Consider the following 14,325-nt stretch of genomic DNA (forward strand, 5'->3'; position numbering starts at 1 on the left):
TACAAAACAATAGCCGGCACCAGCGACGGACAATCGAATTTTTCCTGACCCTTATCGCAGATAATGCCATTGCCCCTAGGTATGGCAGTCGTAGGTAGTCCCTCTTCTTTCAACACAAAATAGAAACCATAAAAAAAGAACAATGGGTAATTATCAATTTTTTGCGGGAACGCTTTTCAGGAAATGACCTTTATTTTTATGGTAGGCCTATCAACGCTTTTCCAGGAATAGCAAGCTCCTATACTTCCCGATTTTTGGATTTAATCCGCAGCTATTGGGTGAATTTCGGTAGTAGAATAATTCTGCATTTAAAGTTCTAAGAACCCTATTTTTGGTCCCTTCACAAAATACCCCTACATTTTTTCTGGATTAACGGCCAAACTATTGAACAACTTGGCTTTTGCCGAATAATACTTATTCCTAACCTCATTCTGTTTGAGCTCGGCATCTATGAGTTTGCTTTCCCTAGTATTTATTAAAAACAAGGAACTTTCACCAAAACTAAATTTACGTTCCTCAGCAGTGAGCAGTATATTATAATTTCCCACGATGTCATTTATAAGCACATTTTGCTTTTCAAAAGACTCCAGTTCCCTAAAAATGGCAACAATTTTGTTTCTAATCTGTATTTGTGCATTGTCCAATTCAAACTTGGCATCCTCCAACTTGATCTTCGCCAGTTTTAAATCCCCACGTTCCTTCCTTAAAAATAAAGGCAAATTTATAGACAAACCGCCTTTATAGTCCTGAGGTTCAAAGGCATTCAAAGTAACAGGTTCAGTTGTTAAAAAGTTGTATTCCAGATCTATTTTGGGCAATAACTTATTTGCTTTAAGTCGCTTTTCTACGGTGAGCCCGTCAATTTTGTAACCCAGAGATTTTAACTTGGGATGATTTTCCAAATTAAAACTGTCCAAAGGTTTCCCTAGTATTTCCAAGGTGGCATCTATATCTTCCCCTAAATTGACATCTGGTATTACATTTGGCTTTAATTCCACCGGAAGGTTGTCTCCCAACCAAAGAAAATTGGACAATTCCAAGGAGCTTTTTACGAAACGTATTTTGGCCTGTTCCAGATTCAAGGCACGGTCCTGAACCGCAATTTTTGCCTCTACGGTATCAATGGCGGCTATTTCACCTGCCAATGCGGTGGTTAGGACACCCTCAAAACGCATTTGTGCGCTTGAAAAGAAGTTGTTCAAAATTTGACTGTCCTGATAGGCCTGCAACCATTGGAAGTAGGCAAGTGATGCTTCGAACAGTATTTGGTTGACCTGCAGATCCCTATCGGCCTTGGTCTGTTCCCTTAACAACTTGGCCTGTTTCAAGGTGGCCATGCGTTCATTGATCCAAAAACCTTGGCCAACGGACATGGACACGCCGGCACTATATAAACCATCATCCGGGACATTTTGCGATGGATTTAAATAATCCCCATCATTCTGTTCAAAATTACCCTTCAATTCCAGGCCATACCAAGTAGGTATCTTAAAGGCAGCATTAAGTTGATCATAATACTCCGTTCCCTTGAATTCCTTTCGATCGTAATCCACCTCTATTTTAGGGTCGAAACCCCCTCGTGAGCGCATTAGGTTAGCCTGCCCAATATCAATCTTCAGCTCGGCCTGTTTGGCAATAGGATGGTATTTTTTAACATAGCCCAGATATTCCTTAAAATTTAGGATAAGCTTATCCTGTTCTTGGGCACTTACCCCCAAGAAAAGTATTAAAAATAGACAGCACAAATACTTTTGCATCATTTTTCGACTTTAGCGGTAGATTTTGTGGGTTGGTAATAATTGGGCGGAAAGCCATTGACCTGTCTCCAAAGTTCAAACCAAATGGGTACATCTTCCAGTAAGGCAAAAGTATTTGCGCCCGAACCTACCCTAATTTGGTTTGGCCAGGGTTCTTCCTCCGGATCCGGGGCCAACAAAACCCGATATTTTCCATTTTCACTTATAAAGGTTTCAACAGCTATTACCTTTCCCCCGTAGGTGCCATAAGAAATATTGGGCCAACCACTGAAAACTATGGCAGGCCAACCATCGAATTGAATTCTTACCTTCTCCCCAATATGTATTAAAGGCAAATCCAATGGTTCCAAAAATGTTTCTACAGCCATATCATAATCCGCCGGCATAATTCCAACAAGACGGTCTCCCTCCTTAAAAGTTTCCCCTATCCCACCTTGCAAGGCCTTATTGATAAACCCGCTTTGAGGCGCTCGTATGTAGTACATTTCGTTGCGCATCTCGTAATTGGTAAATTCATTTTCAAGTTTGGTCACTTGCGCCTCGGAATCGTATTGACTTGATTGGGCGGTAAACATATCGCTCTGCGCCTTAGAGATCTTATCCATATACTCCGCCTGTATACGATTAATCTCCATTTCGGCATTCAATACATCATTTTTAGCAACCAATAATTTGTTTTGCTGCGATATTAATTTGGCCTGGGTTTCTTGTAATTTTAAGCGTTTTTCCTCTACATCTGTAACGGCCTTTAAACCTTCTTTCTGTAATTGCTCTGTGCGGCCATATTGCCTTTCGGCTATACTGATATTGGTTTTCGCAGCTTCTAGATCTATACTATCGCTTTGTACTTTTAAATGGGATTGCATCAATTTATTCTTGGCCTGTTCCAATTTCAGTTTCCTTTCATTGCCCAAGGCGGAAATTTGATTGTTCAACGCATTGACCTTGCCTTCGTAAGACCCTACGGCCATAGATTTGGCATTTATTTGCTGCCTTGTTCGCTCTACCAATTGAGGGTCGAAATATTCATTCTTGATTTCGGAAATGAACATAATTGTATCCCCTTTTTCAACAAAATCGCCCTCCTGTACATACCACTTTTCTATTCTTCCTGGAATTGGGGATTGTATTGTCTGTGGTCTTTGATCCGGTTTCAAAGTGGTGAGAAAACCCATCCCACGAATATTTTGCGTCCAAGGCAGAAAGAGAACGATAATTCCAAAAATAGCAGAGCCCAATAGAAACCGGTTAAAATGTTTATAATGCCTTTCGTGAAAGACCCTTTCGGTTGACTTATAACCCGTTAGGTGTACTGTTTTGTTCAGCGGATTGTTAGAAATATTCAGCATAGTTTCTTAAATTTTGGAAACGATCTTGCCGTCTTCCAAGGTTATTATGTTTTGGAAACGGTTCAACCATTTAGGATCCTGACTTACTACTATTAGCGACCAGGGATTTTTATCGTCCGTTAAGAATTTTATAATCTTAACAGCCTCAACTTCATCAAATTGAATTAAGGGATCTTTCAATAATAACAGTTTTGGCTTCCTCACTATACTGCGTGCCAGGACTATTTTTTTGGATACCGTAAATGGCATTTGTTGCCCCTCAGGATACACCATAGTGTTGATACCCTTTGGCTGCTCTTTTACATACTGCAGCAATCCAGTATTTTCCATGGCCCATTGCACGTCCTTTTCGCTAATACTCTTATCTCCAAAAGTTATATTATCCATAATAGTACCCTCAAATGGTTTTTCCTCAGTTAGGGATTGCCCTAAAAAGGAACGATAATGATTGGGGTTTATACCCTTCAGAGATACATTGTTGACATAAATATTCCCATCATCTGGCTGTATCAGGCCTGCAATAAGGCGCAATAGGGTCGACTTACCAGAACCGTTGGCCCCAAGAACCAATAAACGGGTTTTGGGATCTATTTTTAAGGATATGTCGTCCAATATATTCTTGCCTATTTTTGATGCACCAAAGGACACCCTGTCCAGCTCCACATAAAATTCGTCCTCTTCATTTAATGGTTTTTCTCCTTGCTGCTCTTCTAAATCCTTATCCACTACCTGTCCCAATTTTTCCAGAGATGTAAAAAGGTCGTAGAAGGTTTCCAAACTGCGGGTCAATTTCTCTACCGAACTGATAACCAAAAGGATGATGATCTCCGCAGCTACGAACTGCCCAATGTTCATTTCCTGGTTTAGCACCAAAAGGCCCCCGATGAGCAATAGGCCAGCTGTTACCAATACCTTGAACCCGATCATTTGTATAAACTGTATGACCAGAATTCGAAAATGACTCTCACGTGCCTCCAGGTAATCCAGCACCAGGGCATCGTTCTTGTCCAATGCGAGACTGGTCCTGCCGGAAAGTTTAAAACTAACCAAAGAGCGGGCAACTTCCTGTATCCAGTGTGCTACCTTGTACTTTCGCTTCGATTCCTCAAGGCTGGTATCCATCCCTTTTTGGGCGGTAAATTTGAAGACAACATATATAAGCAACAATAACAAAATTCCATAGACGATAAAAAACGGATGATAAAAAGACAAGAGGATCAACCCAAAGACAATCTGCAGTACAGCTGCGGGAAAATCCAATAAAATCTTTGCCAATCCCTTTTGAACATTGAGCGTATCAAAAAATCTATTGGCCAGTTCCGGCGGATAGTAATTTTGTAGTTCGCTCATCTTAATTTTAGGAAAACGGTACGTAAATTCGAACGACGCCCTTGTAAATATCTTCTGTTGAACATTCTCAATGATACGGATCTGCATTAATTGCAATAGGCCGCCAAAGGCCACCCCACCCGTTACCAGCACCACCAAAACCACCCATGAGGTACTTATCTCGGCACTTTGAATGAGATTGATAATAGCCTGAATACCCAAAGGCAAGGAAAGGTTGACGAGTCCTGCAAAAATGGCATAATAAAAGGTCTGCAAAACATCCCTTTTATCGAGTTTTAGCAGACCCAATAGCCGCTGCCAAGCGGTCAATACATTTTTAGCCATTTTGTTTTGCCTTTAAAGTGTGAAATACTAAATCAGTGAAATATTTGGTAGTATCCCCTTTCTCATGACAGTCGGTGAGTGATGGAAAATGATCCTTTAAAAAATACTGGTGCAGTGAACCTTCCAAAATAGTACTTGCTAAACTAGAAGGATACTTGTATTCAGAATCTACCGCATGTATCATTTCATTAAAGCGCTCTATCATTCTCTTGTAGATAACAAAATAGCCCTCCTTATTTTCTGTATCTATTTCTTTGGTCAAATACGATTTTGAATATTCGTTGATTACTATATTGCTCAACAAGACTTCATTAATGTGGGAGAAAGCGGAATCCTTTACCGTGGGACGGGTAACAATTTCTATCGCCTTTTTTAATTTTTCAGAAGTGTCGCCAATACTATTGGTCGCAAAGACCAACTGATACTCCAACCAACCCCAATACCAAGAGGTAAGGTACAAGAGCAACTTGTGCTTGTTCTCAAAGTAACGGTATATTGAACTTTCATTGGAACCAATTTGGAGACCCAACTTTTTAAAGGTAAACCCCTCAAATCCAATATCGTTTATCATTAAGATACTTTGTTCAATAATCCGCTTCCCCAAATCCGAAGACGCTGGATCCTTAACAAAGATCTTATCATTTATTTTAATTGTGACTGACCCAAATAGACGTTCCATACTTAAATTTTTACACTCGCAAATATAATAGTATTACTATCAATATATGATAGTTTAACAGCTATTTAACATCAGTAAAACTGTTTTATTGGCCCGAAGAATACTTTGGACGGATCAGTAATATTAACAAAACCAACCCTTTAAGTCATTATGTTCCCTATATATTCTGTGTAAGTATTGGTGCCAAGCCATGGACGTTAAAAGTTATTCTTCAAAAGGCAATACGGTAAGAGACAATGATGTTTGGAACGGCTAAAATGCCCCCATAATGCAAAAAAAATACAATTGGGGATGGTGCCCAATTGCAGGTAATTCAAAGTTTACCAAAGAGGCTAACGCTTATAGCGTAGTGGGCGGCAATCCAGCCCAGTTGATACACAAGCGCTTTTCCGAAGCGAATATTGCCCAATTATTCAAACTGCAAGGTGGGATTGGCCCATTGAAAAAATTAAGCCTAATCTCCAAAATTGCAAATTCTGTAAGGCTAAATAGTTTTTAGCTGTTGGTATAATGTTAGGGAACTAATAATAGATACTACTTCATTATCCTCGTCAACTGAAAATATCTTTTATAGGTATCTGGGATATCCGCAATATCCAATAGACAACCTTCCTCCATATAAGGATAAATTTCATCATAGGTCTTTACAATGTACATGCCCACCCTCTTACTAATATGTTCGCGTCTCAAATCTTTAGGGCCGTCAAGGCCTGCTGCTGCAATCAATTCCAAAAAACTATGAATAGTGGCTTCGTGATAATTTTTTGCCCTTGGCGCCTTGTCATCCACCACCAGCCCCCTAACAAGCGATCTATTCTGAGTGGCAACCCCAGTAGGGCAAGTATTCATATTACATTGCAGGGCTTGAATGCAACCTATGGACAACATCATTGCACGGGCACTGTTGCAACCATCGGCTCCCAGTGCTAGAGCCCTTGCCATATGAAATCCGGTTATTATCTTTCCTGCAACAATTACCTTTATATCATTTTTCAATCCGAAACCCACCAAGGTATCATATACAAAAATCAGTCCTTCCCTTAGGGGCATGCCCATGGTATTCGAAAATTCGACAGGAGCGGCACCAGTACCACCTTCCCCTCCATCCACGGTAATAAAATCTGGCGTTATACCAGTATAGATCATGGCCTCACAAAAATCCATAAATTCCTGTTTCCTACCAATGCACAATTTAAACCCAATGGGTTTTCCATCGGACAGGTCGCGCAATTTCTTAATGAAATACATGAATTGTATGGGGTCTGCAAAAGCGGAATGCGAGGGAGGGGAATGAACGGCAATACCCGGTTTTATATGTCTTATTTTTGCAATTTCCTCTGTATTCTTTATGGCCGGCAAAATTCCACCATGACCGGGCTTCGCCCCTTGTGATAGTTTTATTTCGATCATTTTAACCGATGGCCGTAGGGCATTTTCACGAAACGTTTTTTCATTAAAAGTACCATCATCGTTTCTACAGCCGAAATACCCGGTACCAATCTGCCAGATCAGGTCGCCCCCATATTTCAGATGATGATCACTGATACCACCCTCGCCCGTATTATGGGCAAAATTCCCCATTTTAGCACCCTTGTTCAAGGCCATAATGGCATTGTCGCTCAAAGAACCGAAACTCATGGCCGAAATATTCAAAAGACTAGAAGAATAGGGTTGTTTACAATCCTTGCCACCGATCAACAACCTAGGGAACTCCCCAATATCCTTTGGATTATTCTTTGCATACATGGAATGTTCCATCCATTCATATCCAGAGTGGTACAGATCCATCTGCGTACCAAAAGGCTCGGTATCTGTCTCCCCTTTTGCCCTTCTGTAGATTACCGACCTTAAAATACGGTTCAAGGGCCTTCCCTCGGTATCGGTCTCCACAAAATATTGCATGATCTCTGGGCGTATGGATTCCAATACATACCTAAACCGACCGATCAACGGAAAGTTGCGCCTTATGGTATGGCGTTTTTGAAAGATGTCAAAGATGCCCATCAAAATTAATGGTCCAACCAATATGAAACTCCATAAAATAGGAGTCCAGAAAAAAGCGATGCAAATAATAGCAATGACAACTATGGTTGAGATAAGAATAAAACGTTCACGGACTTTCATAGGAAGGCATATTAGGTTAACAACAAAAATAAGAAACAGATTTGTATTGTTGAAGTCTAATATACAGGGTTAATTAATAAGAAAATTAAAATCAGTCCAGTGTTTTTTTTCCGATGTAAAAATGAACAGAACACGAACTTTGGGATGGTTTAATAGAACTATTTCAAATGCAAACACAACTTTTGGGATTGATCCATCCTTCTCGCCTCTTCAGCGATAAAATTTGGGCATAAAAAAACCTCCGTAAACGGAGGTTTTTTTCTTGTTGTACAGGCGGAGAGACTCGAACTCTCACACCTCACGGCACTAGATCCTAAGTCTAGCGTGTCTACCAATTCCACCACGCCTGCATTGACTCCGATTATTATCGGGATGCAAATATAAAGTAATTTTTCAATTTTAAAATACTTAGGCATTAAAAAGTTCTTTTTTGTAAATTTAGCCTTCAATTAAATCAATTTATGCACGACATTACGGAGTACCTAGCTAAAAACAAAGAACGTTTTATTAACGAATTGATACAACTCTTAAAGATACCCTCGGTAAGTGCCGACCCTGCTTATTCACAGGACGTTATCAATGCTTCTGAAGCCGTAAAGGCTTCACTTTTGGAAGCTGGCTGCGACACGGTAGAGATCTGTGAAACCAATGGATACCCCATAGTTTACGGGGAAAAAATAATAAATCCAGAATTGCCTACCATATTGGTTTATGGTCATTATGACGTTCAACCAGCAGATCCCATAGACCTTTGGAACTCCCCTCCATTTGAACCGGTTATAAAATCCACCGACGTTCACCCCGAAGGGGCCATTTTTGCAAGAGGCGCCTGCGATGACAAGGGACAAATGTATATGCACGTAAAGGCCTTGGAATTTATGGTAAAAACCTACCAATTGCCCTGCAACGTAAAATTTATGATTGAAGGGGAAGAGGAAGTCGGAAGCGAGAATTTGGGCACTTTTGTAGCCGAAAACAAAGAAAAACTTACAAACGACATCATCTTAATTTCAGATACCGGCATGATTGCCAATAATGTGCCTTCCATAACCACAGGTTTACGGGGACTTAGCTATGTGGAAGTAGAGGTTACAGGGCCTAACAGGGATTTGCACTCAGGCCTATACGGCGGAGCTGTGGCCAATCCCATCAATGTATTGACCAAAATGATTGCTGCACTTCACGATGAAAACAACCATATCACCATCCCTGGATTCTATGACAAGGTGGAAGAGCTTTCCAAGGAAGAACGTGCAGAAATGGCCAAGGCACCTTTTAGCTTGGAGAACTACAAAAAAGCCTTGGATATAAACGCGGTTTACGGTGAAAAGGGTTATACCACCAACGAACGCAATTCCATTAGACCTACCTTGGACGTTAACGGAATTTGGGGCGGATATATAGGTGCGGGAGCAAAAACCGTAATTGCCAGTAAAGCCTATGCTAAAATTTCCATGCGCTTGGTGCCACATCAGGATTGGAAAGAGATAACCGAGTTGTTCAAAACCCATTTCGAAAGTCTGGCCCCAGACGGTGTAACCGTTAAGGTTACCCCCCATCACGGTGGACAAGGCTATGTAACGCCCATAGACAATAATGGCTATAAAGCCGCATCCAAAGCCTACGAAACTACCTTTGGCAAGACCCCAATACCTCAGCGTAGCGGAGGCAGTATCCCCATTGTTTCCCTTTTCGAGAAAGAGTTGAAAAGTAAGACCATACTTATGGGATTCGGCTTGGATAGTGATGCCATACATTCGCCCAACGAGCATTTTGGCGTTTGGAATTATCTAAAGGGCATAGAGACCATTCCGTATTTTTATTACTATTTCACGGAACTCTCCAAATAAATAACAACCTTCCATTAAAGCAGGGTCGGGTCCCTAATTCTCCCGACACTGCCCTGGGAGAAGGTTTTCCATTTATTCCCACATACACTATTCTTTTTCTTTTGGGCGTTCCCCTAGAGGGTCGCTCTTTCCGCTATATCTTTTTTGGCTCATATCAAGCAGTCCTGCAAGGTTTTGGAAACCTTGTAGGACTTGAGCCCCTAACTAACCGTGATACCTACAAGGTTTTAGAAACCTTGCAGGAGTCAGGCCAAAAAAGGATGCCGCTGCAATAGCTAACGCTAAATCAATTAACAATAAACAATTGGCAATAAACAATCTTTAACCCTCAACGCTTTAACACTTCACTAGACCCCAAATATTAACACCTCTACACTTGTAGAATCAAAAAATTTGTTCTATGTTTGTAGAGCAAATAATATTTTTACAAATGAAATTATCTAAAACAGAAGAAGAATTAATGAACCACCTCTGGAAGCTGAACAAAGCTTTCATGAAGGATCTGTTGGAAGTGTACCCTGAACCCAAACCCGCCACCACTACCGTGGCTACCTTGTTAAAGCGAATGACGGACAAAGGCTTTGTTGGGTATAACTTGTTTGGAAACGCTAGACAATACTACCCTTTGGTAAAGAAAAAAGACTATTTCTCCAAACATTTGAACGGACTCATTAAAACCTTTTTTAACGATAGTACCTCACAATTTGCCTCTTTTTTTGCCCAAGAAACCGATCTTAGCAAGGAAGAATTGGAAGAATTAAGAAATTTGATCGATACAGAAATTAAAAACAAATAGCCATGTTGATCTATCTTTTAAAATTTAGTGCGTGTTTGGCCATACTCCTGCTATTTTACAAGTTAGCGCTGGAGAAGGTCCATATTCATAATTTTAAAAGATATTATCTGCTTTCTGCATTTCTCATTTCCCTAAGTATTCCCTTAATCACCTTTACCCAATATGTTACCGTAACCATAGAGCCGTCCCTGATTGAAACGTACATTGACCAAACCAGTAGTAATCCCATAGAAAACAAAACCAACAACGAGCCATTATTACCCATTATTCTATGGTGCATTTACGTTTTAGGGGTGTTCATTTTCGCACTAAAGTTTTTTGGGAACCTCAGGGCGTTGATCAAAAATATTAAGCATAATCCCAAACTGAAATCGGGACGTATCCATCACGTGTTGCTTCAAGAACTTATTGCTCCGCATACCTTTTTTAGCTATATTTTTTTCAACAGAACCAATTACGAATCCCAGAAAATTCCGCAAGAAGTTTTTTGGCATGAGGAAACCCATGCCAACCAAAAACACAGCTTGGATATCTTACTGTTGGAGCTGCTTCAAATTGTCTTCTGGTTTCACCCATTGATTTACTGGGCAAAGCATTTGGCAAAACTGAACCACGAATTTTTAGCGGACCAGGCCGTTTTAAACAGGGGGGCTAGTGTTCCCAACTATCAAAACTTGGTATTGGCATTCTCATCAAATGCCGTAACATCCCCTTTGGCAAACGCCATTCATTATTCATCAATCAAAAAACGAATCGTCATCATGAAAACACAAACATCAAAAAGAGTCATTTGGCTTAAAAGTTTATTGCTAATTCCATTAATGGCACTCCTACTCTACAGTTTTAGCACCAAAGAAGTGCTTGAAGTTCAAAAAATCGAAACCATTACTATTGAGCAGGACTACCATCAAGAAACAATAATAGAGGATATTGAACAGGAAAAAATTAATGATTCAAGAAATCAAAATATTCCAACACAAGAAATTTCTATAGCCATTAATAAAAAAGGACAGTTGTTGGTCAATGTTGATTTGGTTAATATCGAAGACCTAAAATCGCACCTACTTAAATACAACCAAGGCCTAACAAAAGAACAAAGGGAGAAAAGCGTTAGGGCCGTTATTAGTGTAGAGAAAGAAACCCCGGCCAACATCATTAAACAAGTAGATGCCATTTTAATGGACTATGGTGTAGCCACCATTGACATTAAAGGACCAACAAAATCCCCAACCCAAGTCGGGGCCACCAAAACCGAAATAAAGGAATTCAACACCCTCGCCAAAAAATACAATGCACAACCCCAAGAAACAAGGGTTATTCCGTTAAAAGACCTAAAGAAATTAGAAACTTTTTACGGTCGTATGAGCAATGAGCAGAAACAGCAGGCACAGCCCTTTCCAGAATGCCCACCAGTTCCACCAGCCCCTGATCCTGCTCCAGCTCCAAAGTTGGTTCCAACCATAAAAAAAGGTGAGCCAAGTCCTATTCCACCAGTTCCAACTCCGCCAAAGACAGAAACAAAAGTTGACCATACAGAAGCGTTAGGAAACAATAATCATATCTCAAGAAAAGTGCTGTCGAAAGCGAAAATGGTACCTGTTGTTAGCTCCGATTTTCCACCACCTCCTCCAACTATTGCAACCCACGTCAATACAGAAAACTATTCGAAGGAAGTGAAATATGCGATTAACACCTATTTAAAAAAAGCGAAAAGCTATAGGGCTGCAGTCTCCCGTTACCACAACGCGCACATGGGAAGTATTAATGAACTAAAAAAAAACTATGTTGAAGTAATGCAATTATACGATACATATAAAAAATTGGCATATAAGGAAAATCATTATGTGCACCCGGTCCCTTTATATTCTGATCCTAAAGGAGAGTTTGGAAATCCAGATTCCACACCAAATAAGGAAGAAGATAATATTCCAGCACCAACTTTAAAAAGTAGCACCGATCAAAAATTAAAAGCTATAAAAGAGCCTTCTGTATATTATGGACATTTGTACACTGCACCTCAACCACCAGCTCAAAAAAATCCAGATCCAGTGGAATATATAAAGGAATTGGCCGAAAAAGGTGCGACCTTTTATATTGGCCCCCATCAATATAAGACGGATGAAGCAATCGAATTGGTTCGAAAGAGCAAAAATGCAAGCATTGATGTGAGCGATTACCCAGTCGTGAGACTGGGTGGTTGTTGATCCATCACATTCCTAACATGAAAGAAATTTCCGAAATGGTAAGTAAAAATTTAAGCAGTCCTGCAAGGTTTTAAAAACCTTGTAGGACTAAAACCTCAACCTAGCCGGGAATTCCAAACAAAAAATCATGCACTCACATTATACCTACAAGGTTAAAAAAAGACCTTGCAGGATTTGGGACAGGCTGATAAAAAGCAAAAATAATGCCCTGGAAAAGCCAACGCAAAACCGATTAACGATGATATCGGGTTTTTGCAATACAATGGCTCCCCACCCTGGATAGGGAGGGGTGTATTCTTTGCTGACAGCGAGTCGGGGAAGAAGACGGGGTGGGTGGAAAGCCTATACCAATTGGGATTGCACTAATAGCCGCATCACAATAGCCCAGGGATGCACGCTACCCCTTGCGCCATCTCGACGAAAAAGCCGGGATGCCACCTTCCCCTACATATCATAAGTTAGTACTGCAAGGTTTTCAAAACCTTGTAGGACTTATGCCCGAACCTAACCAAGACAACCAGATAAATCATCATGTGCTTTCTCAATACCCTACAAGGTTAAAAAAACCTTGCAGGATTAGAAGCAAACCTAACTGGGAATTCCAAACAAAAAATCATGCACTCACACTATACCTACAAGGTTTTCAAAACCTTGAAGGATTAGGAACTGAACACAAAAAAGCCAAGAGGCCCAAAAATCCAAAAAAAAGAATTCAGGCCTCTCGGCTACCAACTATATTCTATTAATATTGTTCCAATAGGTAATTCAACAGATCCGTGGTAGTAACAATCCCTACCAAGTCTCCATTTTCAACTACTGGTAAAGCGTGGAATTCCTTTTTAGCTAATATTTCCGTTACCTCCTTTATACTCAAGGATGGAGAAATATGTACGGGGTTCTTTACCATCACCTGTTCTATGCTCAACATATTGTAAACTGCGGTGTCCACTTGGGAATCATCCTCGCCATAATTATCAACAAAACTGATCCTCAATAAATCCGTTAAACTCAGAATTCCAATAATCTTTTTATTGTTCACTACTGGAATATGGCGAATCTTATGCTTTTCAAACAATTTTTCGGCATCCAATAAACTGTTGGTGTGATTTATTGTAACTAAATCCGTTGTCATAATTTTTGATACTGGCTCTCTTCTTTTCATATTTTAATAAATTTTGAAATTGTTTAATGTTTGGTCCATTTAAAAGGGAGTACCTCTGCCTTTATGATAAGTACTCGCTATAAAACTAATAGGCTAGTTTTACCCTTTTAAACCAACACACTAAAGGTCGCCAACATTCCTAACTAAAAACATGATATAAGTCAGCCTAAAAAAGATTCCGAAATTTTCAGCATTTAAAAAGCTGGCAGGATTAGATGCAATCATGACCTTACCCTATACCTACAAGGTTAAAAAAACCTTGCAGGATTAGAACCAAACTTAACCTGAAAAAACCAGAGAAACATTCATGCCCTATCACCATACCTACAAGGTTTTCAAACCTTGCAGGATCAGGGACAAGCGGATAAAAAGTCAAAAAAGGACGCCGCTGCCATAAATAACGCAAAATCGATTAGCAATCACGCCCTGTTTTTGCACTACTTAAATGGGGTAGATTCTTTCTCCAACATCAGGACTTCTATTCTAACCGATTTACCGCCAAAAGTGGCTCCCCACCCTGGATAGGGAGGGGAGGATTCTTTACCGACAGCGAGTCGGGGAAGAAGACGAGGCGGGTGGAAAGCCCCACCAATAGGGATTGCCCTAACAGCTGTATCATAATAGCCCAGGGATGCACGCTACCCCGTCCGCCATCACGACAAAAAGGTCGGGATGCCACCTTCCCCTACATGGGGAAGGAGCTTCCATGTCCTATCCATCAAATGGCAGT

Annotated in this window: 11 protein-coding genes and 1 tRNA gene; 5 read left to right on the forward strand and 7 right to left on the reverse strand. The window is 40.4% G+C overall.

The window, feature by feature from the left end; all coding sequences use genetic code 11:
• Positions 1 to 353 precede the first annotated feature (353 nt).
• Genes LV92_RS11120 through LV92_RS11135 form a run of 4 tightly spaced genes read right to left on the reverse strand, consistent with a single transcriptional unit; the run spans position 354 to position 5,459 of the window.
• Positions 354 to 1,760 (reverse strand): TolC family protein, encoded by a 1,407-nt coding sequence (locus tag LV92_RS11120; RefSeq protein WP_317046765.1) that lies wholly within the window; start codon positions 1,758 to 1,760, stop codon positions 354 to 356.
• Positions 1,757 to 3,106: an HlyD family secretion protein gene (locus tag LV92_RS11125; protein ID WP_111623736.1), complete on the reverse strand. Its 1,350-nt coding sequence runs from the start codon at positions 3,104 to 3,106 to the stop codon at positions 1,757 to 1,759. The genes LV92_RS11120 and LV92_RS11125 overlap by 4 nt, the downstream gene beginning before the upstream one ends.
• A 6-nt stretch (positions 3,107 to 3,112) precedes the next feature.
• A complete protein-coding gene (locus tag LV92_RS11130) occupies positions 3,113 to 4,780 on the reverse strand; it encodes a peptidase domain-containing ABC transporter (RefSeq protein WP_111623737.1) in 1,668 nt (555 codons plus the stop codon).
• A complete protein-coding gene (locus LV92_RS11135) occupies positions 4,773 to 5,459 on the reverse strand; it encodes a TetR/AcrR family transcriptional regulator (RefSeq protein WP_111623738.1) in 687 nt (228 codons plus the stop codon). The genes LV92_RS11130 and LV92_RS11135 overlap by 8 nt, the downstream gene beginning before the upstream one ends.
• Before the next feature lie 268 nt (positions 5,460 to 5,727).
• Here LV92_RS11135 and LV92_RS11140 point away from each other — a divergent pair, with 268 nt between their 5' ends.
• On the forward strand, positions 5,728 to 5,958 hold the full coding sequence (locus tag LV92_RS11140; RefSeq protein WP_111623739.1) for an LbetaH domain-containing protein: 231 nt from the start codon (positions 5,728 to 5,730) through the stop codon (positions 5,956 to 5,958).
• A 35-nt stretch (positions 5,959 to 5,993) separates the two neighbouring features.
• Here LV92_RS11140 and LV92_RS11145 read toward each other — a convergent pair whose 3' ends face one another.
• Positions 5,994 to 7,583, reverse strand: coding sequence for an FMN-binding glutamate synthase family protein (locus LV92_RS11145; RefSeq protein WP_111623740.1), 1,590 nt, complete (start codon positions 7,581 to 7,583; stop codon positions 5,994 to 5,996).
• Between the two features lie 268 nt (positions 7,584 to 7,851).
• Positions 7,852 to 7,933: transfer RNA gene (locus tag LV92_RS11150), tRNA-Leu, on the reverse strand.
• A 111-nt stretch (positions 7,934 to 8,044) separates the two neighbouring features.
• Between LV92_RS11150 and LV92_RS11155 the strand changes: the two genes are divergently transcribed.
• The 3 genes from LV92_RS11155 to LV92_RS11165 all read left to right on the forward strand — a co-directional run bounded on the left by LV92_RS11155 (position 8,045) and on the right by LV92_RS11165 (position 12,433).
• On the forward strand, positions 8,045 to 9,433 hold the full coding sequence (locus tag LV92_RS11155) for a dipeptidase (RefSeq protein ID WP_111623741.1): 1,389 nt from the start codon (positions 8,045 to 8,047) through the stop codon (positions 9,431 to 9,433).
• Between the two features lie 430 nt (positions 9,434 to 9,863).
• Complete coding sequence (locus tag LV92_RS11160; RefSeq protein WP_111624111.1) at positions 9,864 to 10,229, forward strand: BlaI/MecI/CopY family transcriptional regulator; 366 nt, start codon at positions 9,864 to 9,866, stop codon at positions 10,227 to 10,229.
• Between the two features lie 2 nt (positions 10,230 to 10,231).
• A complete protein-coding gene (locus tag LV92_RS11165) occupies positions 10,232 to 12,433 on the forward strand; it encodes a M56 family metallopeptidase (RefSeq protein ID WP_111623742.1) in 2,202 nt (733 codons plus the stop codon).
• Between the two features lie 742 nt (positions 12,434 to 13,175).
• Here the strand turns inward: LV92_RS11165 and LV92_RS11175 are convergent.
• The gene (locus LV92_RS11175; protein ID WP_111623744.1) at positions 13,176 to 13,595 is read right to left on the reverse strand and encodes a CBS domain-containing protein; all 420 of its coding nucleotides are present in this window, start codon (positions 13,593 to 13,595) and stop codon (positions 13,176 to 13,178) included.
• Positions 13,596 to 13,937: 342 nt separating this feature from the next.
• Here LV92_RS11175 and LV92_RS11180 point away from each other — a divergent pair, with 342 nt between their 5' ends.
• Positions 13,938 to 14,120, forward strand: coding sequence for a hypothetical protein (locus LV92_RS11180; RefSeq protein WP_111623745.1), 183 nt, complete (start codon positions 13,938 to 13,940; stop codon positions 14,118 to 14,120).
• Positions 14,121 to 14,325: the final 205 nt, after the last annotated feature.

The organism is Arenibacter echinorum, from assembly GCF_003259375.1.
Classification (GTDB): Bacteria; Bacteroidota; Bacteroidia; order Flavobacteriales; family Flavobacteriaceae; genus Arenibacter; species Arenibacter echinorum.